Here is a 20,903-nt window from a genome sequence, read left to right on the forward strand (position 1 = left end):
TATTTACTCCTATCCTAAATGATTAACTTTAGCAAAATGACGATAAATTTCATCAAATACCTTAATAAATTTATCTGCTTCTTGCAAGGTATTACTTGCGTCAAAACTCAATCTAATTGAACTAGTTGCAACTTTTTCATCAACTTTCATACTTGCCAAAGTACTTGCTTCATCGCTAACTTTCGAAGCACAAGCACTTGTAGTAGATACATAAATTCCTTTTTGCTCTAAAGTGTGAACTAAAGTTTCTCCTCGAATTCCTAGCAATGAAAAAGTTAAAACATGGGGTGCAAAATTAGATTTTAAAGGTGAAAAAATTGTAATTCCTGGCTTATCAGCAAGATAATTATAAATTTTTTCTTTAACAGCATACTCACGTTCATAATTTTCTGCCTCTTTTTCACTAACCAAGCGCATTGCCTTGGCAGTAGCTGCAATTGCAGGAAGATTTTCAGTGCCAGACCGCAATCCCTTTTCCTGGCCTCCACCATCAATTAATGGAAGTAGCATTTTACCAGCTTTTTTATAAAGGATACCAACTCCTCTTGGAGCATGATATTTATGAGCTGACAAACTCATTAAATCAACTCTTGGACAAAATACCTGCTTCCAAATATTTTTTCCAAAAGCTTGAACATTGTCGACGTGAAAATGAATATTAGGGTAATTTTCTAACAACTCACCTGCTTCAATTATAGGCTGAATAGTACCTATTTCATTATTTACACCCATAATTGATACCAAGGTTGTATCGCTATCAAGACTATTCCTCAAATCATTGATATTAATTCGCCCTTCACTATCAACAGGAAGTCGTGTTACCCTATACCCCATATTTTCAAGGGCAGTAAAAGTATTGGCAACAGAAGCATGTTCAACACTGGTAGTTATAATATGTTTACCGAATTCTTTCTTAGTAAAAGCTGATTCTTTAATAGCTAAATTATTAGATTCTGAGCCACAACTAGTAAAAAAGATTTCATTAGGCTTTACATCTAACAAGCCTGCAATCTGCTTACGTGATGCTTCTAAAAGTTGATGAGCCCGATCTCCTAATTTATGTAAGCTTGAAGGATTCCCCCAGATATCTTCACTTACCTTATTGTAAGTTTCCAAAGCAGCAGGGAAAATTCTTGTAGTTGCACTATTATCAAAATAAATCACAATAATAATCTCCTCGAAAAAACGACCAAAATTTTGGTCGTTTGTCTAACTATTTGATTTTAGCTTAAAATTGCTAAATGAGCAATTTAATCGTCTTGCTCATCATCAGATGCACTCAGTTGTGAATAATATGCACTTTCAATTCTTTGATAACTTCCAGGTTCAACTTGTTCCATAGCAGTTGCAATGGTGTCCAAAGCATCTTTATAATTGTAAGCTCTACTATATAAATCCATCGTAGTTCTTCTTGCCTTAGCTACTTTTGGATTAGTTCGATATTTATTAGAATATTGAACTGTCAATTCAACCAAAGCTGCATAATTGATAATTTGATCGGCCTCTTTTTTTAAGCGATCAACATCATCTGATATCTGAATCATTTCTTCAGAAATCTTTTCCATATTAATTCTAACCTGGTTCAATTCTTGACTAGTATGAGAAATTTCATTAACAACCAAAGTGTACATCTGAATAAAACTATCTGGTTTTCCAGGTAAGTTTCTTCTTTGCAGGCGTCGATAGATTAATGCAACATCTTGCTTAAAGCCGGCAATAGATTCATTAGCCATCTTTTCAGCTTCGTAAAGTCCATCTACTTCATCTACTAGCTCTTTTTCACGCTTTTCAATCTTACTAATTCGTTCAAGTTGTTTTAACCAGCGCTCTTTAATTTCTGAATATACACCTTTTCCATCTGCCAAAGCTTGTACATCGTGATTATATTTTTCTTCCATTTGAGAGACTTCTTTTGATAAGTCCTTAGCTTCTTGAAGTTCACCATGTGTTAATTCATAACTTTGATCAATGTGCTCAAGTTTATCAATTAATTGATTCGAGCCGTTTTCTAAATGTGATAATAATCGTAATATCTTATCTTGATTTTGCTCGACAAATGGCCGAGCTGAATATTCTTTCGTAATAACGTCATATAAGCCATCTATCTTTTTAGCTAATTGAGCATTATTAGATTCTAATTCATTAATCTCTAACCGTGCTTCCAAATCCCGTGATTTTTCTAATAGTGTTTGTAATTTTTTGACTTCTTCTAAGAAATCAATTTCAGAAACTGCTAACTTATCAACTCTCATTTTCCGATAAGCACTGGTAAGTTCATCTAGTTGTTCAGGATAGACATCTTGAATAGCATTCTGGGCTTTCTTAATTCGCGGTAATAAGTCTTTTAAATGAGCTAAACGTTTGTCGATTTTTTCAAGAACACGCTTGCCTTCAACATAATCACCTTGAGCAGACAAGTTCTTAGCATTATTGAAATGTCTTTCTAATTCACTAAGTTCATCTTCAATTTTTTCCAAAGCAGGACCATAATAAAATGAAGCTGCAAGTACTTCTTTTCTAATATCCCGATAAATCTTAATTAAAGAATCATATTGCAACTTATTAGCCCGATTAGACTCTAACAATTGTCGAAAAACTTCTTTAGTTTTGTTTAAATCTTCCGATACTGAATCAATTGCAGAATCAATTGCCTTAATCTCTTTTCTTGCTCTTAATAAGTTATAGTGAGTATTTATTTCTTGGCACTGTTCGATTCTTTCATGTAAATCTGGAATTATCTTATCATTAGCCTTTTCATAAACTTTTTTCCAACTATTAAACGTTTTTAGGCTTTCACCAGCTAATTCCATTTGAGCAAGATTTTTAATATCAGCAGAAATGCCAAGATCTTCTAAATCGTTCAAATCTTGTTCAAAAAAAGATAAAATTTTACTTTGTCGGCGATTGAGCATCAACATACTTCCAGTTGTGGCAATCAACAAAACGACAATACTAATTATAATGAGTGATTGTATTGACGACATAATTTTCCTCCAAAACTACCATTAATTATAACAGACAACTTGATTTTTTCATTCATAAAAGATAGTTTTTAATGCTATTCCTTGCAAAAAAGTTTAAAAATCTCTATAATGGTCTTCGTGTAAAATATTTGCAGCGATAAGTTGGCAAGCTCGTCAACATCTGTGGACGTTTTAGTGAATTAGTAACTCGTGCTGCAATGAGCGAAAATTCAACTGCAGATGAACGAATGCAGAGCTTATTTCAGATATTTTACTCCATCAATATTTTTTATTTATTTAATGGAGGATTTTTTATGTCAAGATACACTGGCCCAAGTTGGAAACGTTCAAGACGTTTAGGTATTTCACTTTCAGGTACTGGTAAGGAATTAGCTCGTCGTAATTACGCACCAGGTGAACATGGTCCTAACAACCGTGGTCGTCTTTCAGAATATGGTATGCAATTACACGAAAAGCAAAAGCTTCGTTGGATGTTCGGTTTAAACGAACGTCAATTTAGAAACTTGTTCAACCGTGCTGGTAAGATTCGTCAAGGTGAACACGGTACTAACTTTATGGTATTGCTTGAACGTCGTTTGGACAACATCGTTTACCGTTTAGGTCTTGCAACTACTAGAGAACAAGCTCGTCAATTGGTAAACCACGGTCACATTTTAGTTGATGGCAAGCGTGTTGACATTCCTTCATACGAAGTAAAAGTTGGTCAAGAAATCAGCTTGAAGGAAAAGTCAAAGAACTTACAACAAGTTAAAGATGCTTTAGAAGCAGTTGTAAGTCGTCCATCATTTGTTTCATTTGATGAAAACAAATTAACTGGTAGCTTAGTTCGCTTACCAGAACGTGATGAAATGGAACCAGAAATCAACGAAGCCCTCGTTGTTGAATACTACAACAAACTTCTTTAATTTTTGGTTGCTTTTGGAAAAAGTCTTTCCTACTATTGTGTGGAAAGGCTTTTTCTTTTTCTCTAACAGGAGGTTGGTTATATGTCAGAAAATTTGAATGAACGCCTAGAGCAATCATCTCACGGTCCATTACAGACTAAACCAGATGAACGCCGACGGTATTTAGGAAGTTTGCGTGAACGTGTTTATTTAAAAATGACAATCACCGATTTAGAAAATCCAACAAGTCGTCAGATTTTCTTAAACCATATTAATGAATATAAAGATTATCAAATTTTAATAAATGGGAAAATGGATCAAAATGAAGCAATTGATCAAATAGAAGCTTCATGCGCAAAAGAAAATATTCCGTTTACCCTTATTTCAGATGAAAACGCACAAACCAATCCAGATTCAGCTGCGATTTTAGTTGTGGCTAAATCAGCAATAAACAAAGATAGGATTGCAATTAAACAAGTATATCCACCTGAATTTCCTAAAGAGCAATTAAACCAGCCGAAAAAAGAAAGTTTTTGGCATAAGCTATTTCATAGAGGTGATACTGAATGAAGCCACTTGCCTATCGAATGAGACCCCAAGACTTAACTGAGGTTGTTGGTCAAAGTCACCTTGTAGGTCCAGGGAAAATTATTCGCCGTATGGTTGAAGCCAAATTATTATCCTCAATGATTCTTTATGGACCACCGGGTATTGGAAAAACAAGTATCGCTTCAGCTATTGCAGGTTCAACTAAATATGCCTTTAGAATGTTAAATGCTGCTACTGATACCAAAAAAGATTTGCAACAAGTTGCTCTAGAGGCAAAAATGAGTGGAACTGTGATTTTGCTATTGGACGAAATTCATCGTCTGGATAAAACAAAGCAAGATTTTCTTCTTCCACTTTTAGAATCTGGTCAAATCGTATTAATAGGTGCTACAACTGAAAATCCCTATATTTCAATTTCACCGGCTATTCGCTCAAGGTGCCAAATTTTTGAACTACATCCTCTTTCTGCCACAGATGCCCAAAAAGCGATTCACCGCGCTTTAAACGATGAAGAACGAGGATTAGGGAAATACCATGTTCAATTACAAAAGGATGCTGAACAGCTATTAATTGAAAAAGGTAATGGTGATTTACGCGCTACACTAAATGCCCTAGAATTGGCAGTCTTATCAACATATGCTGAAAAAGGCAGAAATAAGGATCAACAGCTAATAATTACCCAGGAAATCATGGCTGATTCTATCCAAGTTAAAAGTCAAAATTTTGATGCAAATGGAGATGGCCATTACGATTTAGTATCTGCCTTTCAAAAATCAATCCGTGGTTCTGATACCGATGCTGCTTTACATTACTTAGCTAGGTTGATAGAGAGTGGCGATTTAATCTCAATTTGCAGACGTTTATTAGTCATTGCCTATGAAGATATTGGTTTAGCAAATCCTGCTGCTTGTCAACACGCAGCACTTGCTGTATGGACTGCTCAACAAATTGGCCTACCTGAAGCTAGAATTCCTTTGAGTAACGCTGTAATTGAATTATCACTCTCTCCAAAAAGTAACAGCGGAATTAGCGCAATTGATTCAGCATTAGATGTCATTCGCACCCAGAAAGTGTCCTCTATTCCTAATCATTTGAAAGATAGTCATTATTCAGGTGCTAAAAAGTTAGGACATGGAAATAACTACCTCTATCCTCATGACTATGCAAATGATTGGGTTGCTCAGCAATACTTACCCAGCTCATTAATTCATGATAGTTATTTTAGACCAAAGGGTAACTCAAAAATTGAATTAGCACTCAAAAATCAATATCAACGTCTAAAACAAATGCAAGAAAATGGATTGGATAATCACTGATATATCAAGTGTTGAAAGCGAGTACATTACTTGACTTTATTATAAATTCTGCTATTATAATAAGTGATTCGAGTTGATAGAATTAAAGTACAAAGTTGACCGATCAAACCTACGACGTGGAGGTCTGTAAATAACTACTGAATCGGAAAACTGCCATTGAGCAGGATCCATATTCACTGCGATACAGACCATATATACTTGCTATTAGCGGGATCAACAAGCGTCTTTACAGTTCGACAGTCAACTCGGATTTTTTTAGATTTTAACGGCGGTTCCTTTGGAGCCGCTTTTTTGATAGGATGATAGTTTATGATTATTAAAATAGCTGTTCTAATCTTTTTACTAATAGTTTTCTTTCTTGCATATTCTTTTATGGTCTAAAAGAAACACTAATTTTTTGATATTTGATAGCTCACAAAAAAATTATTCTTTCTGCATGACAGTTACTAGCCTCAGTTTAGGATTAATTACCCTGTTTGGAATATTTTTTCTCTTTCTAAACAATGTTTTATTAAATTTACTTACTATCTCATTGACTTGCTTAGTAATTTTATTTTTTGGAATAACAATAACTAAAAAATAATTTAAAAAGTAATCATATATTTTTAGTTTTTTGGTAAAATAAAGTTAAGAAAGAGGTGCTTATTATGTTAAAGCAATATTCACATATTCAAATTGCTGTTGATGGTTCAAAGGAAGCTGATTTAGCCTTTTCAAAAGCTGTTGCAATTGCTAAAAGAAACAACGCAAATTTAGAGATTTTACATGTTATTGATACTAGATCATTTCAAAATGTTTCTAGTTTTGATTCAGCAATGGTTGAACAAGTTTCAGCTGATGCCAAAAAGAAGTTAGAAGAATATTATGATCGCGCTGTAAAAGCTGGTATCAAAAATGTTCACTACTCTATTGAGTTTGGTTCTCCAAAAACAATCATCGCTCATGAGTTCCCACAAAAGCATCAAACAGACTTAATTGTACTAGGAGCAACTGGTCTTAATGCAGTTGAAAGGTTACTAATTGGCAGTGTAACTGAATACGTTACTAGAACAGCTGATTGTGACGTCATTGTTATTCGACAAAAATAATTTTTATAATTTAATAGAGAAAAAAGCTTTAAGTATGTAGCAACATACTTAAAGCTTTTTTAGAAGTCTCCTGCAGTTGAGAAGATATAATCTTTATTATGAAATTTCATTGATAAAATCAAGCCAATACCAATCATATTACCAATCAGGGCTGATCCACCTTGGGAAACAAATGGTAATGGAATACCTGTTAGTGGAAGCAAGTCTATACTCATTCCAATATTTTCAAAAACGTGGAATAAAATCATCATGATAATCCCAGTTGAAATATATGAGTAAAATGCATTTCTTGTATCGAAACTGATCATGACCATTTGAATTATTAAGTACAAATAAATCATTATTAATACAACGCCACCAACAAAACCGAAGCTTTCACCTAATACAGAGAAAACCATATCACTACTTCTTACAGGGACATAAACACTTGATTTCCCAAAACCAGAACCCAAAATTTGCCCCGATCCAATTGCCTTCATACTTTGCCATAATTGATATGCACCAGAGGAAGTATCACCTGAAGGATCAAGCCAAGAATTTATTCTTTCAAATTGATATGCTTTAAAGAAATGGCCTAAAAAGGCCTGTCCCCAACTTGTTGTAACCAGTAAGATTGTCGTTGTTCCTAGCACTGCAATCACAATAAAAGTTGGTACAATTATTTTCCAAGTTATCCCTGACACCAAAATAACACCGCCAACAATTGCGAAGAATACCAGCATTGTACCGAAGTCATTTTGTAATTTTAACAAAACAGCAATTGGCGCTAACCAGGCAAATATTTTCCCTAGAAGTAGCCAATCATTTCTCCATGTATGGCCATAATATTCATTATGATCTTTAACAATTCTAGCCAACATTAATATAAATGCTGGCTTCATTACTTCTGATGGTTGAAAAGTCAATGATCCCAATTTGAACCAACTTTTTGCACCATTATTAACAAAGCTACTTCGATCATAAAAAATTAAAACTAAAATTAAAAGTATTATACCTAATGCATAAGCATACGGTGCTATTTTAAAAAGTTGATCTGCATCAAATTGCATAATCACAATTACAAGTGCAATTGACAAAATATACCACACTGCCTGTCCAATCACTGCTTTAAAAGGAGTTCCCAATGTGGAGTCATTGCTTGCAGCTATCCATATTGCATAAAAACTGATTATTGCTAATAATGCAATTGCTCCAACAATTCCCCAAGCAACTCGATCGTAAATATCAGTTTTATTTTGTAGTTTTGCCATTAATTAATCACGACCCATTTTATTTTTCATGAAGGGCAAAGTAAGAAAGTAAGTCATTAATACTACTTTCCAAACTCTTTGAAAAAAGGACATTATTGCTCTTATTAGTAGTTGCGCGATAGCGACCTTCCACCTTTTCAATGATACCAATAGCCTTTTTGTTTGGAATAATAACTTCCCAACTAGGAATGGACTTTCCTTTAAGTTCATTTACTTCAATTGAAATATTTTCAAGCTTTTTAGACATAATTACTCCTATTTAGAATGAAACTTTTTGGCAATAATTGGATCCTCATATTTTTCGGGATGAGGATTTCGCCTTAAAGTAAAGTGGTCCGGAACTGGATCAACTCCACCACGAACAAAGGGATTGCAACGAATTATTCTCGCAATCCCCATTATTAAACCCTTTAACGGTCCATGCTTACGCAAACTATCAATCATATAACTTGAACATGTTGGATAGTACCGACAAGTTGGTGGTAAGATTGGCGAAATAAATTTTTGATAAGCTCGAACCAAAAAGATCAATAATTCTGACAATATTTTCTCCTAACGGCCCTGGTGCTTTTCAATATTTTTAAGTAATGCACCTGTACCTAAAGCAACCGCTTCAAGTGGGGAATCAGCCGTTAATACTGGAACTTGTAAATAATATGCAATTAATTTATCTAAGTTTGCAAGCAATGCTCCACCACCAGTAAGCATAATACCACGATCAATAATATCTGCGGAAAGTTCTGGTGGGGTTTGTTCCAATACTTCCTTAGTCGCCCGAACGATTGACATCAAGCCATCGTGTAATGATTCTTGAACTTCAATCGCTGAAATAGTGGTTTGCTTAGGAAGCCCTGCAACCATATCTCTACCTCGAACTGTAATTTTCTTTTCGGGATCTGGTTCAAATGCACTACCGATTTCGATTTTAATTTGTTCAGCTGTTCTAGAACCAATTAATAAGTTCCGATTATTTTTAATGTAACTTACAATTGCTTGATTCATCTTATCACCAGCCCAACGCAAGGACTTAGCAGTTACAATTTCACCCATTGATAAAACAGCAATATCTGTTGTTCCACCACCAATGTCAATAACCATATTTCCTTGTGGTTTAAAGATATCAAGTCCCGCTCCTACGGCTGCTACCTTAGGTTCAAAATCCAGGTAAACTCTTCCGCCACCTGATTTTTCAGCAGCTTGAATAATAGCCTTTTGTTCAATTGATGTTACACCAGTTGGAGCACAAATTAAAATGTTAGGCTTTGCCATAAAGCCCTTAACATTGAGCTTTTCAATGAAATAACTGAGCATTGCTTCAGTAATATCAAAATCTGCAATTACACCATTTTTTAATGGGCGAATAACTCTAATATTTCCTGGAGTTCTACCAACCATTTCATAAGCTTCAGTACCTACCGCCACTACTTCATTATTTTCAGTGTTAACTGCAACAACAGAAGGTTCATTTAAGACGATACCTTTACCTGATACGTTAATTAATACATTAGCTGTACCTAAATCAATTCCGATGTCTTTTGCCAATAGTATATCCTCCAATTTTATATCACGAAAAATTATACCATACTTGGCCTTATCTTGCCTGTCAGATTGCAATTGCTTTATTAATTATTAAAAAGATTAGTCAAAGTTAAAGAATAATCCATGAATGCAATAAAAAACTGCCCTACTAAATACCCTAAACCAAGTGCTAAAAAAATGTCCAAAATTTGTTCTTCAAAAATCTTTTTTATTTTAAATAGTTTACTTAAATCTAAACATTTAATTGCTTGAAAAGCTAAAGCAGTTGTTACGAAATAAATAAATAAACTTAAAAGTGCATGTAAACCCAATTGTTGCATAAACTTCTCCTTATAAAGAAAAAAGCAAACGCTTAGCGCTTGCTTTTCAATTATTTTTGTTGTGTACTTTGATGAACATTAATTCTGTTAACAGCACGCTTCAAAGCAACAGAAGCTCTTTCATATGAGCTTTCATTATGACTTGCTTTGGCTTCCTTTAAATGCTGCTCTGCACGCTTTTTAGCAGCTTCTGCACGTGACAAATCAATATTTCTAGCACGTTCAGCACTGTCAGCGATAATTGTTGCAACATTATTTGAAAAGTCGATATAGCCACCATTTACAGCAATATGATCAACACGATTGTTTAATTGCTTTCCTCTTTTTACTCTTACATCACCAATTACAAGAGGAGTTAAAAATGGAGTATGATTGTACATTACAGCTCTTTCTCCATCAATCGCTCTCATAACGACAATGCTTGATTTATGAGAATAAATTAAACCATCAGGAGTCACAACATTTACTGTCATTAACTTTTCAGATTCTGCCATAAAGCATCACCCTACTTTTCTGCTAATAAGGCCTTAGCTTCTGGGTCAGATGGTGTTACACCCATCTTTTCTGCCTTTTTGATGACATCTTCAATTGGTCCAACACCTCTAAATGCATCTTCAGGCAAGTCATCTAAATGACCATCCAAAATCATCTTAAAGCCTTTAATAGTTTCTTTTACAGGAACATATGAACCTGGAACACCAGTAAATGTTTCTGCAACAAAGAAGTTTTGTGAGAGGAAGAATTGAATCTTACGAGCACGCGCAACAATCATCTTTTCTTCGTCTGACAATTCATCCATACCTAAAACTGAGATAATATCTTGCAATTCATGGTAACGTTGCAAAACATGTTGCACACGTGTAGCAACTTCGTAGTGTTCTTCACCAACAACTTCTGGATCCAATGCACTTGATGTTGATTCAAGTGGGTCAACAGCTGGATAAATACCTTGTTCAACCAAACTACGTTCAAGATTAGTAGTTGCATCAAGGTGAGCAAAAGTAGTTGCTGGAGCAGGGTCAGTATAGTCATCAGCTGGAACATAAACAGCTTGAATTGAGGTTACAGATCCCTTCTTAGTAGAAGTAATTCTTTCTTGTAATTGCCCCATTTCAGTTGCTAGTGTTGGTTGATAACCAACGGCACTTGGCATACGACCAAGTAAGGCTGAAACTTCTGACCCAGCTTGAGTAAATCTAAAGATATTGTCAATGAACAAAAGAACATCTTGACCTTCAACATCTCTAAAGTATTCAGCGATTGTCAATCCAGTTAATGCAACACGCATTCTGGCACCAGGTGGCTCATTCATTTGACCGAAGACCATAGCAGTTTTATCTAAAACACCAGATGCCTTCATTTCAAAGTATAAGTCGTTCCCTTCACGGGTTCTTTCACCAACACCAGTAAATACTGAAATACCACCGTGTTCTTGGGCAATATTATGGATTAATTCTTGGATAATTGTAGTTTTACCAACACCAGCACCACCAAATAATCCAACTTTACCACCACGAACATATGGTTCAAGGAGGTCAATAACCTTAATACCAGTTTCAAGGATTTCACGGCTAGTAGTTAATTCAGAATACTTAGGAGCTTCCTTGTGGATGCTATCACGACGATGATCAGCAGGGAACTTAGGGCCATTATCAATTGGATCACCTAGGACATTAAATACACGTCCCAAAGTATCGTCACCAACAGGTACGGAAATTGGAGCACCTGTATCAACGACCTTCATTCCACGTCTTAAACCGTCGGTAGATTCCATAGAAATGGTTCTTAACACACCATCTCCAAGCTCAAGTGTTACTTCAAGTGTAATGGTTTCATCATCTGACTTAATAACATGCAAAGCATTGTTAATATCAGGTAAGTTTTTGTCAATTGGGAATTGTACGTCAACAACAGGTCCAACGACTTGAACGATTTCACCTTCACTCACAATATCTACCTCCTTTTCTTATTATTCTAAGGCGTTTGCACCACCAATAATTTCACTTAATTCAGTGGTGATTTGCGCTTGTCTTGCACGGTTCATTTGCGTAGTTAATCTAGAAACTAAATCACTTGCATTATCAGAAGCACTTTGCATTGCTGTCATCGAACTTGCATGTTCAGCAGTCTTCGCATCCAAAATGGCACCATAAATTGTTGAACGCGCAAATTGTGGTAACAATGCTTTCAAAGCAGTATCAATATCTGGATCGATATCATATTCAAGCTTTGCATGTGCTTCAGCTTCCTCACTACCAATATCCAAGTCAGAAATTGGTAGCATTTTTTCAACACGGAAAGCAGATGATAAAGAATTAACGTGGTGAGTATAACAAACATAAAGTTCATCATAGACACCATTTAAGTACATCTTAATTGCGGTTGAAACAATTGGTAAAACTTCATTAAATGATGGTACATCACTTATCCCAGAATTTTCATAAACAACATTCATGTTATTTTTCTTGAAAAATTGGGCTCCAACTCGACCAACTGCTAAAACTTTAACATCTTTATTTTCTGCTTTGGAATCTTCAAACAAGCCCATCATGTTCTTAATTACTGTTGAATTATAAGAACCAACTAATCCACGATCCCCAGTAATTACTAGATATCCTGTAGATTTGATTTCTGGTCTTGCTTGAATTAAATCAGAAACAATCCCTAAACCAAATACATTTGTGTAATCGAGTTTAGCAAGATTTTTAGAATTAACAGGAACATTTTCACTCTTTAAGTGGTCGACAATTTGAGCACTCATTAAATGAGAAACTGTCTTTTTCAAAGTGTCATTATAAAGAGTATAGCCCTTATCTTTCTTTTCTGTCTGATTAAGCTTTGCTGCAGAAACCATCCGCATTGCTTGTGTAATTTTTCCAGTTTGCTTAACTGACGCAATTTTTTTCTTTAATTCAAGTAAAGAAGCAGGCATAAATTACCTCCTAGTTCTTACTTGTTGGTGTGAAGCCTTCATTAAAGCTCTTAATAGCTTCATTCATTTCGTCTTCATCTGGCAAATCTCCAGTTTCACGAATTGTTTTAAGCAAGTCAGCATGGCTTGATTCAAAGTTAGAATCAAGTTCATGTTCATATCTTGCAACATCTTCAACTGGAATAGAGTCAAGGAAGCCGTGAGTTAAAGCATAAAGAATCAAAACTTGCTTTTCAACAGGAAGTGGTTCATGTAATGGTTGCTTTAAGACTTCAACAATTCTACGTCCACGATTAAGTTTAGCTTGAGTAGCTTGGTCTAAATCGCTACCGAATTGAGCAAAGCTTTCAAGTTCTCTAAATGAAGCAAGGTCAACACGCAAAGTACCTGCAACCTTCTTCATAGCTTTAATTTGCGCACTACCACCAACACGAGAAACTGATGCACCGGCATCAATAGCTGGACGAGTACCTGCAAAGAATAAATCACTTTGAAGGAAAATCTGCCCATCTGTAATAGAAATTACGTTAGTTGGAATATATGCAGAAATATCTCCCGCCTCAGTTTGAATAAATGGTAATGCTGTTAGAGAACCTCCACCAAGCTTATCACTAAGCTTGGCACTACGTTCAAGCAATCTTGAGTGAATATAGAAAACATCACCAGGGTATGCTTCACGACCAGGCGGTCTACGGATTAACAATGAAAGTTCACGGTAAGCAACGGCTTGTTTTGAAAGGTCATCAAAGACAATCAAAACATCCTTACCATTGTACATAAACTCTTCTCCCATTGCTGTACCAGCATAAGGAGCAATGTAAAGTAATGGTGCAGGAGCACTTGGTCCTGCTTCAACTACAATTGTATAATCCATAGCGCCAAAACGCTTTAATGTTTCTACTTGACTTCTAATTGTTGATTCTTTTTGACCAATCGCAACATAGATACAAATAACATCTTGTCCCTTTTGATTCAAAATAGTATCAATTGCCAAGCTAGTTTTACCAGTTTTACGGTCACCAATGATTAACTCACGCTGACCTCTACCAATTGGAACCAAGGCATCGATAGCCTTAATACCAGTTTGAAGTGGTTGGTTAACTGATTGACGATCCATAACGCCAGGAGCTTTAGATTCAATTGGACGTGTCTTATCGGTCTTAATTTCACCTAAACCATCAACAGGTTGACCTAAAGGATTAACAACTCGACCAATTAAGGCTTCCCCAACTGGGACTTCCATAATTCGGCCAGTTCTTTTAACTCGGTCACCTTCTCTAATGTTGTCGTATTTACCTAAAATGATAATCCCAACATCATTAGTTTCTAGGTTTTGGGCAATACCGTAAGAGCCGTTTTCGAATTCAAGTAACTCATTAGCCAAAACATTATTTAAACCATGTGCTCTGGCAATACCGTCACCGACATAGGTAATGACACCTACTTCGTCGATATCGAGTTTGTCATCGAAGTGTTCAAGTTGTTTCTTGATCAATGAGCTAATTTCTTCCGCTTTGATGCTCAATGGTTTCACCTCTTTTAAATATTTTCAACTAATTGTGCACGAATTTTCTTTAACTTGTTTTTTACACTGCCATCAATTATATAATCTTCAACTTCCAAAATAACCCCTCCAATAATTGAAGGATCAACTTGGTTAGTTAATTTTAATTCTTTAAGATCATATTTTTCAGCATAAGCTTGACCAAGTTTATGTAATTGCTCGTCATCTAACTTAACAGCACTAATAACTTTTCCAAAAGCTATATTATTAAGCTTGTTATAGCGCATATTAAATTGATTAACAATATCAGGTAGTACTGCAAATCGACCATAGTCAAGTAATAATTCTAAAAACTGCTGTAGTTCTTGTGAAAAATCAGCACTAATATTTTTTAATAGTTGCTTTTTTTCTTCCATACTGTAAACAGGTGAAGATAAAAACTCACTCAAACGAGGATTATCTAAAATTGCAGTCTTTAAAACTTGCAATTCACTGTAAACATTGTCTAAAGAATTATTATCTTGACAATAGCCGAATAGGGCAGCACCATAGCGTGCACTGATTTCTTCTCTACTTAATGCCATTATTTATTCAACCCCTTAATAAATTGGTCGACTAAATCTTTTTGATCTGCAGCAGATAAGTTCTTAGCAATAACCTTTTCTGCGATTTGAACTGAAATATCAGCAACTTGTGCTTGTGCTTCGTTCAAAGCATCATTCTTAGCTTGAATCGCATCAGCTTTCGCCTTTTCACGGATATTTTTAGCTTCTTCGTTAGCTTGGTTCAAAATATCCTTTCCAGCTGCTTCAGCATTAGTTTTTGCAGTAGAGAGAATTTGCGTAGCTTCTTGTCTAGAACTCTTTAATTGTTCTTCACGTTCACCAGCCAAAATTTCGGCTTTTTTCCGTTCATCTGCAGCTTTATCTATATCTTCAATCACTTGTTGACGACGTTTTTCCATCATATCAGTGACTGGACCCCAAGCAAAATGCTTAACAGCCAATAATAATATTGCAAATAAAATCAGGTAATATATGGTGTCTCCCAAATAAAGATCAGACTTTTCAGCGGCAAACAAAATGTTAGTCATATACTGCCCTTCTCTCTAAATAAATTCCTTTTAACAGATTAACCTAAGAAGAAGATCAAGAAGGCAATAACAACTGCCAAAATAGGAACAGCTTCAATCAAACCAACACCGATAAACATAGTTGAGCGTAATTCAGATGCGCTTTCTGGTTGACGAGCCATACCTTGGATGGTTGTACTGATAACCTTACCGTTACCGTATGATGCAGCAAGGGCTGCTAAACCTGCGGCGATAGCAACAGCTAAAAACTTCATAAAATAACCTCCGAATATAAACTATTCTTGTGTAACCTTCTTACCAATATAAACCATAGAAAGAGTTACAAATACATATGCTTGGATAGAGCCAATGAAGACTGAGAAACCTTGCCAAATAATGGTCAAAGGTGCTGATAAAATAATGGTTCCAATTCCAAAACTATGGGCGAAATCATTACCAATCAATGTAAGCAAAACTTCACCAGCATAAATATTACCGTAAAGACGTAACGACAATGTTAAGAAGTTAGTGAATTCTTCCATTACGTTAATTGGCAAGAAGAATGGCAATGGTCGAGCATAATTCTTCAAATAGCCAAATGTTCCAAACTTCTGAACACCAAAGTTATAAGATAACAGTAATGTCATCATTGCCATTGTCATGGTAATAGTTGGATCAGCTGTTGGTGATTTAAACAACATCAATCCATTCATATCTTTGACTTCTAGGAATAAACCTAATTGGTTTAACCACCAAATGAATAGGAATAAGACAAATGCATAAAGTGATAAATGTTTTTGAGCATCTTCATCTTCAACATTGCTTTTCACAATTCCATCAGTGAAATCAATAATGTATTCAAGAACGTTTTGCTTTTTACCTGGTCGCAATTCAACTTTTCTTGCTAACCAAAAGCACATTCCAAATACAATTAAAGCTACCAAAGTCCCACCTAGTATGTTACTAACATTAAAGGTAAGACCAAATAGCCTGAGTATTTCGGGTTTCTCCATAACTTCGTGACCTCCTTTCCTGTGCTGAATACCTCAAACACGGTATTCATGATACCACCAATTCACTCTCTTTGTAAAAAGATGAAAGCGTATTAACTTAAAAAAATGTTATACATATTTAATCTATTTGTTTATTTGGTACCAAATAAACGATCTCCGGCATCCCCTAACCCTGGGAAAATATAACCATTATCCATTAATTTTTCATCTTCAGCTGCAGCATAAATATCTACATCTGGATGAGCTTCTTGAATATTTTTTACACCTTCAGGTGCTGCAACTAAAACCGCCAAGCGAATATTTTTAGCGCCACGTTTTTTAAGAGCATCAATCGCCATATTCGCAGAACCGCCAGTTGCAAGCATTGGATCCACAATTATTACATCACGCTCTTCAATATCTTGTGGCATTTTGAAGAAATATTCATGTGGCTTCAATGTTTCTTCATCACGATACATACCAATGTGGCCAACTTTAGCTGATGGAATCATTTGTAAAACCCCATCAACCATACCTAAGCCAGCTCTTAAAATTGGTACAATAACTAACTTCTTACCAGCAAGTTCTTTTTGGGTTGTCTTGCCAATAGGAGTTTCAATTTCCACATTTTTCAGTGGTAAATCACGGGTCATTTCGTAAACCATTAAGCCACCAATTTCACCAACGATTTGTCTAAATTCGTTAGTACCAGTGTCTTTTTTACGAATGATGGTTAACTTGTGTTGAATCAATGGGTGATTCAAAACTGTAAATTTTCCCATATTAGCCTCCTAAAATAAAATACCAATATCAGTATTATTTTATAAAAAAAAGCTAAAGGTTTAAACCTTTAGCTTTGAATTATTTTTAATTTTTATAGTGATGACCTGCTGCTGCCTTATTTAAACGATTCATATAGGCCAAACTTTGCTCGCCTTCATCAAAGCCTTGAACATAAATCGTCTTGATACTTGCTTCATCATCAAAAAATCGCAATGCACTAAATAAGTTGTGATCAGCATCTTTTAAGTCTTTACCTAAGCTAAATTTATTTTCAGCTGGTAAATCTAATGTATCTAGCACGCTATCAAGAGCTGCTACTGCAGTGTCACTCGTGTAACTAATTTTAGAAAAGTCCTTAACATCATCTACAACCCATACTGGAGCACTTGGAGCATAATGGCGATATTTCATCCCAGGTGCTTTAGGAATTGTCTTATCAGAAACCTTACCAGTATTGATCAGAACTTTTTCTCCTAAAACTTTACTTAATTCCTCAGGAGTAATTTGACCTGGCCGTAAAACAATTGGAGTTTCAACTGACAAATCAATAATTGTTGATTCAAGACCTACTTCAGTTGCACCGCCATCAATAATCGCACTAATTTTTCCTTTTAAATCATGATAAACATGTTCAGCAGTTGTTGGTGAAGGTTTAGTAGAAGTATTAGCTGATGGACCAACAATTGGATAACCTAACTTAGAAATTAATTCATGAGTTAATTCATCGTCAGGACATCTAAAAGCAGCAGTTTTTAAGCCACCTGTCACTACAGTCGGCAAACTACCTTCTTTAACTAATAAAAGTAAAGTTAATGGGCCTGGCCAAAAATGCTTAATTAACTTTTCAGCCCGTTCCGGAATAAACTTAGCATATTGCTTCATCATATCTTCATCACTAACTGTAACAATTAGTGGATTATCACTAGGGCGTCCTTTAGCTTTATAAACATTTTTAACGCTTTCTTCTTTGGTAGCAATTGCACCTAAACCATAAACTGTTTCCGTAGGAAAAGCAACCAATTCACCATTTTTTAGAAATTCAACAGCTTGATCTATTTGATCTTTCTTTAAAATTTGTGTTTCCATTATTTTTGCCACTTTCCATATACCATTCTTGGTTTACCGGCCAAATCATCTTTAAATTCAACCTTAAAATCAGGCAATTCTTCTGTAAATAATTTTGCTAAATCATCTTTTTCACTAAATCCAAATTCCAAGAAGAATTGACCTTCATCAGTTAAATGTTCACGAACTTGTTTAGCAAATCTACGATAAAATTCTAGGCCATCTTTTCCACCAAAAAGAGCTTCTTCAGGTTCATTTTGCAAGACGTTGCTGTCCATCAGATTTTTTTCTTCTGGTCGAATATATGGCGGATTTGAAATAATTAAATCAAACTTCTCTAGACCAATTAATACATTAGCTTTGCGAACAGTAACATCAAGATCAAAAGTTAAGAAATTTTCTTCACAAGTTCTTAATGCAGAGTCGGAAATATCACTTGCATATAAAGTTAAATCCTTTATTCCTTTTTTACTTGCTTCTTTAGCTAGTGCTACCATAATTGCCCCTGAGCCTGTACCAAGATCTAAAATTCTCATTCCATCATGTAAATGGTCCAAAGCCCATTCAACCAATTCTTCAGTTTCAAATCGGGGAATTAAAACGCCTCTTTGCACCATAATCTTATAACCTAAAAACCAAGCATATCCCAGAATATATTGTGGGGAGACATTTCTAGCTAATTTTTTGAAGTCTTTTTGAAGTTGCTTTTCTAATTTGCTACTTGCCTCAGAATCTTGCTTTAATTGAAATTCACTAGGCGTCAGTCCTGCTCGCTCTGAAATCAGGTAAGAAATATCTTCTATACTAGCTTCTGGTGCTCGCATTTGACCTAACTGAACTAATTGTTTTAATGTCTTAGGCATTATCTTCTGCCAACTCCTCTAATTGCTTAGTTTGGTAGTGAACGATTAATGCAGAGATAATTTCATCAAGTTCACCATTCATAATTCGATCTAATTTATTTAAAGTCAAACCAATTCTATGATCTGTTACTCGATTTTGAGGGTAATTATATGTTCTAATTCTTTCTGAACGATCCCCAGTACCAACCGCGTTCTTACGTTTTTCATCATAGCTAGCTTGGTTTTGACTTTCATAGTAGTCATAAACACGTGACTTCAAAATTTCCATAGCCTTTGCCCGGTTTTGTTGTTGTGATCTCTGGTCTTGCATTGCTACAACAATACCTGTTGGAAGGTGGGTCATACGAACGGCACTAGAAGTTTTGTTAATGTGCTGACCACCTGCACCACTTGAACGATAGACATCAACTCTAATATCTTTTGGATCTAAGTCAATATCTACTTGTTCATATTCAGGCATAACGGCAACTGTTGCAGTTGAAGTATGAACACGACCTTGTGATTCAGTTACTGGGATTCTTTGAACACGGTGAGCACCATTTTCATATTTTAATTTTGAATAAACCTTATCACCAGTAATCATAATAGCAACGTGCTTATAACCACCTACTTCAGTAGTTTCTTCATCAATCACAGAAATCTTCCAACCTTGTGTTTCCGCATATTTTTCATACATTCTAAGTAAGTCACCAGCAAATAATGAAGCTTCATCCCCACCAGCTGCTCCGCGGATTTCCATGATAATATCTTTATCATCATTAGGGTCTTTTGGAAGCATCAAAATTTTAATTTCTTCTTCAAGTTCAGCAACTTCTTTTTCTAAGTCACTATTTTCTTCTTTAGCCATTTCGACTAAATCTTCATCAGATTCATTTTCAATGATTTCTTTATTATCAGAAATAGTCTTTTGATCTTCTTGATATTTGCGATATTTTTGGACAACTTCACGCATATCTGCTTCTTCTTTTGAAATTTCCATATAACGTTTAGTGTCATTAATAACTTCTGGATCAGCCATCAATTCTTGAATTTCTTCATAACGTGCTACTAATCCTTCTAGTTGAGCCATTACCTTATCCATTTAATTCTTCCCTTCTTCTAGTAGTAAACTTCGCTTAATCTTCTCTTTTTTGGCCAGGATGATTATAGTGAAAACGGCAAACTGGGTAGTATGATTCATCGCCACCAATTTGTAATTGTGCTCCCTCATATACTGCTTTACCATCTTGAACACGAATTACCATCGTTGCTTTACGACCACAATAATGACAAATTGTTTTCATCTCTTCTATTTTATCAGCATAAAGAAGTAAATACTGACTTCCTTCAAATAAATTATTTTGAAAGTCGTTTTTTAATCCAAAAGTCATTACTGGAATATGTAACTCATCAACTATTTTGGCACATTCCAAAACATGATGCTTATATAAAAATTGGGCTTCATCAATTAAAACACAGGCAATTGCCCCATCACCATTTGCAATATCCTTTTCATTCTGCTTTTTTACATAATTAAAGATATTCATATCATCTTCAATTGGTGTAGCTTTGCTATTTAGACCCACTCTTGAAGCAATAATGCCCTTGCCACTGCGGTCATCTTTACCACTAGTCATTAAAGCGATTTTTCGCCCTTGCATTTGATAATTATGAGCAACCTTTAAAATTTCAATTGTTTTACCACTACTCATAGTTCCATAACAAAAAAATAATTGTGCCATCTTTTTTCCCCTTCGAAAAAGTTCCTCTAATAGTATAGAGG

24 protein-coding genes are annotated in these 20,903 nt (G+C 35.2%); 4 read left to right on the top strand and 20 right to left on the bottom strand.

Features of this window, described 5'->3' with window-relative positions:
- Positions 1–9: 9 nt before the first annotated feature.
- Together ACNDLV_RS01410 and ezrA are read right to left on the bottom strand one after the other, a co-directional pair.
- Entirely contained in the window at positions 10–1,164 is a 1,155-nt protein-coding gene (locus ACNDLV_RS01410; protein ID WP_006586537.1) for a cysteine desulfurase family protein, read from the bottom strand.
- 86 nt (positions 1,165–1,250) lie between these two features.
- Complete coding sequence (ezrA, locus tag ACNDLV_RS01415; protein WP_006586536.1) at positions 1,251–2,984, bottom strand: septation ring formation regulator EzrA; 1,734 nt, start codon at positions 2,982–2,984, stop codon at positions 1,251–1,253.
- A gap of 293 nt (positions 2,985–3,277) precedes the next feature.
- Between ezrA and rpsD the strand changes: the two genes are divergently transcribed.
- The 4 genes from rpsD to ACNDLV_RS01435 all read left to right on the top strand — a co-directional run bounded on the left by rpsD (position 3,278) and on the right by ACNDLV_RS01435 (position 6,821).
- A complete protein-coding gene (gene rpsD / locus ACNDLV_RS01420) occupies positions 3,278–3,889 on the top strand; it encodes a 30S ribosomal protein S4 (RefSeq protein WP_006584510.1) in 612 nt (203 codons plus the stop codon).
- 81 nt (positions 3,890–3,970) lie between these two features.
- The gene (locus ACNDLV_RS01425) at positions 3,971–4,438 is read left to right on the top strand and encodes a YueI family protein (RefSeq protein ID WP_006586534.1); all 468 of its coding nucleotides are present in this window, start codon (positions 3,971–3,973) and stop codon (positions 4,436–4,438) included.
- Positions 4,435–5,733, top strand: a complete 1,299-nt coding sequence (locus ACNDLV_RS01430) for a replication-associated recombination protein A (RefSeq protein ID WP_006586533.1) — start codon at positions 4,435–4,437, stop codon at positions 5,731–5,733. The genes ACNDLV_RS01425 and ACNDLV_RS01430 overlap by 4 nt, the downstream gene beginning before the upstream one ends.
- 647 nt (positions 5,734–6,380) lie before the next feature.
- Positions 6,381–6,821 (top strand): universal stress protein, encoded by a 441-nt coding sequence (locus ACNDLV_RS01435; protein ID WP_006586532.1) that lies wholly within the window; start codon positions 6,381–6,383, stop codon positions 6,819–6,821.
- Positions 6,822–6,880: 59 nt separating this feature from the next.
- Here the strand turns inward: ACNDLV_RS01435 and ACNDLV_RS01440 are convergent, their stop codons facing one another.
- The 18 genes from ACNDLV_RS01440 to ACNDLV_RS01525 form a co-directional block, all read right to left on the bottom strand.
- Positions 6,881–8,071 carry an FtsW/RodA/SpoVE family cell cycle protein gene (locus ACNDLV_RS01440; protein WP_048588166.1) on the bottom strand — a complete coding sequence of 397 codons (1,191 nt, stop codon included), beginning with the start codon at positions 8,069–8,071 and terminating at the stop codon, positions 6,881–6,883.
- 19 nt (positions 8,072–8,090) lie between these two features.
- Positions 8,091–8,318, bottom strand: a complete 228-nt coding sequence (locus ACNDLV_RS01445; RefSeq protein WP_006586530.1) for a DUF2969 domain-containing protein — start codon at positions 8,316–8,318, stop codon at positions 8,091–8,093.
- 8 nt (positions 8,319–8,326) lie between these two features.
- Positions 8,327–8,614 (bottom strand): membrane protein insertion efficiency factor YidD, encoded by a 288-nt coding sequence (gene yidD, locus ACNDLV_RS01450; RefSeq protein WP_006586529.1) that lies wholly within the window; start codon positions 8,612–8,614, stop codon positions 8,327–8,329.
- Between the two features lie 9 nt (positions 8,615–8,623).
- Positions 8,624–9,613, bottom strand: coding sequence for a rod shape-determining protein (locus tag ACNDLV_RS01455; RefSeq protein ID WP_006587177.1), 990 nt, complete (start codon positions 9,611–9,613; stop codon positions 8,624–8,626).
- A gap of 80 nt (positions 9,614–9,693) precedes the next feature.
- Entirely contained in the window at positions 9,694–9,930 is a 237-nt protein-coding gene (locus tag ACNDLV_RS01460; protein ID WP_006586527.1) for a DUF1146 family protein, read from the bottom strand.
- 50 nt (positions 9,931–9,980) lie between these two features.
- Complete coding sequence (locus ACNDLV_RS01465; protein WP_006586526.1) at positions 9,981–10,424, bottom strand: F0F1 ATP synthase subunit epsilon; 444 nt, start codon at positions 10,422–10,424, stop codon at positions 9,981–9,983.
- An 11-nt stretch (positions 10,425–10,435) separates the two neighbouring features.
- A complete protein-coding gene (gene atpD / locus ACNDLV_RS01470; protein ID WP_006587176.1) occupies positions 10,436–11,878 on the bottom strand; it encodes a F0F1 ATP synthase subunit beta in 1,443 nt (480 codons plus the stop codon).
- 21 nt (positions 11,879–11,899) lie between these two features.
- Positions 11,900–12,862 carry a F0F1 ATP synthase subunit gamma gene (locus ACNDLV_RS01475; RefSeq protein WP_006586524.1) on the bottom strand — a complete coding sequence of 321 codons (963 nt, stop codon included), beginning with the start codon at positions 12,860–12,862 and terminating at the stop codon, positions 11,900–11,902.
- Between the two features lie 10 nt (positions 12,863–12,872).
- On the bottom strand, positions 12,873–14,387 hold the full coding sequence (gene atpA, locus ACNDLV_RS01480) for a F0F1 ATP synthase subunit alpha (protein WP_006587175.1): 1,515 nt from the start codon (positions 14,385–14,387) through the stop codon (positions 12,873–12,875).
- A gap of 14 nt (positions 14,388–14,401) precedes the next feature.
- A complete protein-coding gene (locus tag ACNDLV_RS01485; protein ID WP_006586522.1) occupies positions 14,402–14,950 on the bottom strand; it encodes a F0F1 ATP synthase subunit delta in 549 nt (182 codons plus the stop codon).
- Positions 14,950–15,459, bottom strand: coding sequence for a F0F1 ATP synthase subunit B (gene atpF / locus ACNDLV_RS01490; RefSeq protein ID WP_006586521.1), 510 nt, complete (start codon positions 15,457–15,459; stop codon positions 14,950–14,952). Before atpF ends, ACNDLV_RS01485 begins: the two co-directional genes overlap by 1 nt.
- A 38-nt stretch (positions 15,460–15,497) precedes the next feature.
- Positions 15,498–15,713, bottom strand: a complete 216-nt coding sequence (gene atpE / locus ACNDLV_RS01495; RefSeq protein ID WP_006584495.1) for a F0F1 ATP synthase subunit C — start codon at positions 15,711–15,713, stop codon at positions 15,498–15,500.
- 21 nt (positions 15,714–15,734) lie between these two features.
- Positions 15,735–16,451 (bottom strand): F0F1 ATP synthase subunit A, encoded by a 717-nt coding sequence (atpB, locus tag ACNDLV_RS01500; protein WP_006586520.1) that lies wholly within the window; start codon positions 16,449–16,451, stop codon positions 15,735–15,737.
- A 131-nt stretch (positions 16,452–16,582) separates the two neighbouring features.
- The gene (gene upp / locus ACNDLV_RS01505) at positions 16,583–17,212 is read right to left on the bottom strand and encodes a uracil phosphoribosyltransferase (protein ID WP_006586519.1); all 630 of its coding nucleotides are present in this window, start codon (positions 17,210–17,212) and stop codon (positions 16,583–16,585) included.
- Between the two features lie 85 nt (positions 17,213–17,297).
- Positions 17,298–18,299, bottom strand: a complete 1,002-nt coding sequence (locus ACNDLV_RS01510; protein ID WP_006587174.1) for an L-threonylcarbamoyladenylate synthase — start codon at positions 18,297–18,299, stop codon at positions 17,298–17,300.
- On the bottom strand, positions 18,299–19,141 hold the full coding sequence (gene prmC / locus ACNDLV_RS01515) for a peptide chain release factor N(5)-glutamine methyltransferase (protein WP_006586517.1): 843 nt from the start codon (positions 19,139–19,141) through the stop codon (positions 18,299–18,301). The genes ACNDLV_RS01510 and prmC overlap by 1 nt, the downstream gene beginning before the upstream one ends.
- Positions 19,134–20,222 (bottom strand): peptide chain release factor 1, encoded by a 1,089-nt coding sequence (prfA, locus tag ACNDLV_RS01520; protein ID WP_006586516.1) that lies wholly within the window; start codon positions 20,220–20,222, stop codon positions 19,134–19,136. The genes prmC and prfA overlap by 8 nt, the downstream gene beginning before the upstream one ends.
- 34 nt (positions 20,223–20,256) lie before the next feature.
- Positions 20,257–20,862, bottom strand: coding sequence for a thymidine kinase (locus ACNDLV_RS01525; RefSeq protein WP_006586515.1), 606 nt, complete (start codon positions 20,860–20,862; stop codon positions 20,257–20,259).
- Positions 20,863–20,903: the final 41 nt, after the last annotated feature.

The organism is Lactobacillus fornicalis (assembly GCF_055362665.1).

Coding starts and splice junctions, on each gene's coding strand:
- ezrA (WP_006586536.1), bottom strand. CDS start 2,984: ATGTCGTCAATACAATCACTCATTATAATTAGTATTGTCGTTTTGTTG.
- rpsD (WP_006584510.1), top strand. CDS start 3,278: ATGTCAAGATACACTGGCCCAAGTTGGAAACGTTCAAGACGTTTAGGT.
- ACNDLV_RS01425 (WP_006586534.1), top strand. CDS start 3,971: ATGTCAGAAAATTTGAATGAACGCCTAGAGCAATCATCTCACGGTCCA.
- ACNDLV_RS01430 (WP_006586533.1), top strand. CDS start 4,435: ATGAAGCCACTTGCCTATCGAATGAGACCCCAAGACTTAACTGAGGTT.
- ACNDLV_RS01435 (WP_006586532.1), top strand. CDS start 6,381: ATGTTAAAGCAATATTCACATATTCAAATTGCTGTTGATGGTTCAAAG.
- ACNDLV_RS01440 (WP_048588166.1), bottom strand. CDS start 8,071: ATGGCAAAACTACAAAATAAAACTGATATTTACGATCGAGTTGCTTGG.
- ACNDLV_RS01445 (WP_006586530.1), bottom strand. CDS start 8,318: ATGTCTAAAAAGCTTGAAAATATTTCAATTGAAGTAAATGAACTTAAA.
- ACNDLV_RS01460 (WP_006586527.1), bottom strand. CDS start 9,930: ATGCAACAATTGGGTTTACATGCACTTTTAAGTTTATTTATTTATTTC.
- ACNDLV_RS01465 (WP_006586526.1), bottom strand. CDS start 10,424: ATGGCAGAATCTGAAAAGTTAATGACAGTAAATGTTGTGACTCCTGAT.
- ACNDLV_RS01475 (WP_006586524.1), bottom strand. CDS start 12,862: ATGCCTGCTTCTTTACTTGAATTAAAGAAAAAAATTGCGTCAGTTAAG.
- ACNDLV_RS01485 (WP_006586522.1), bottom strand. CDS start 14,950: ATGGCATTAAGTAGAGAAGAAATCAGTGCACGCTATGGTGCTGCCCTA.
- atpF (WP_006586521.1), bottom strand. CDS start 15,459: ATGACTAACATTTTGTTTGCCGCTGAAAAGTCTGATCTTTATTTGGGA.
- atpE (WP_006584495.1), bottom strand. CDS start 15,713: ATGAAGTTTTTAGCTGTTGCTATCGCCGCAGGTTTAGCAGCCCTTGCT.
- atpB (WP_006586520.1), bottom strand. CDS start 16,451: ATGGAGAAACCCGAAATACTCAGGCTATTTGGTCTTACCTTTAATGTT.
- upp (WP_006586519.1), bottom strand. CDS start 17,212: ATGGGAAAATTTACAGTTTTGAATCACCCATTGATTCAACACAAGTTA.
- ACNDLV_RS01510 (WP_006587174.1), bottom strand. CDS start 18,299: ATGGAAACACAAATTTTAAAGAAAGATCAAATAGATCAAGCTGTTGAA.
- prmC (WP_006586517.1), bottom strand. CDS start 19,141: ATGCCTAAGACATTAAAACAATTAGTTCAGTTAGGTCAAATGCGAGCA.
- prfA (WP_006586516.1), bottom strand. CDS start 20,222: ATGGATAAGGTAATGGCTCAACTAGAAGGATTAGTAGCACGTTATGAA.
- ACNDLV_RS01525 (WP_006586515.1), bottom strand. CDS start 20,862: ATGGCACAATTATTTTTTTGTTATGGAACTATGAGTAGTGGTAAAACA.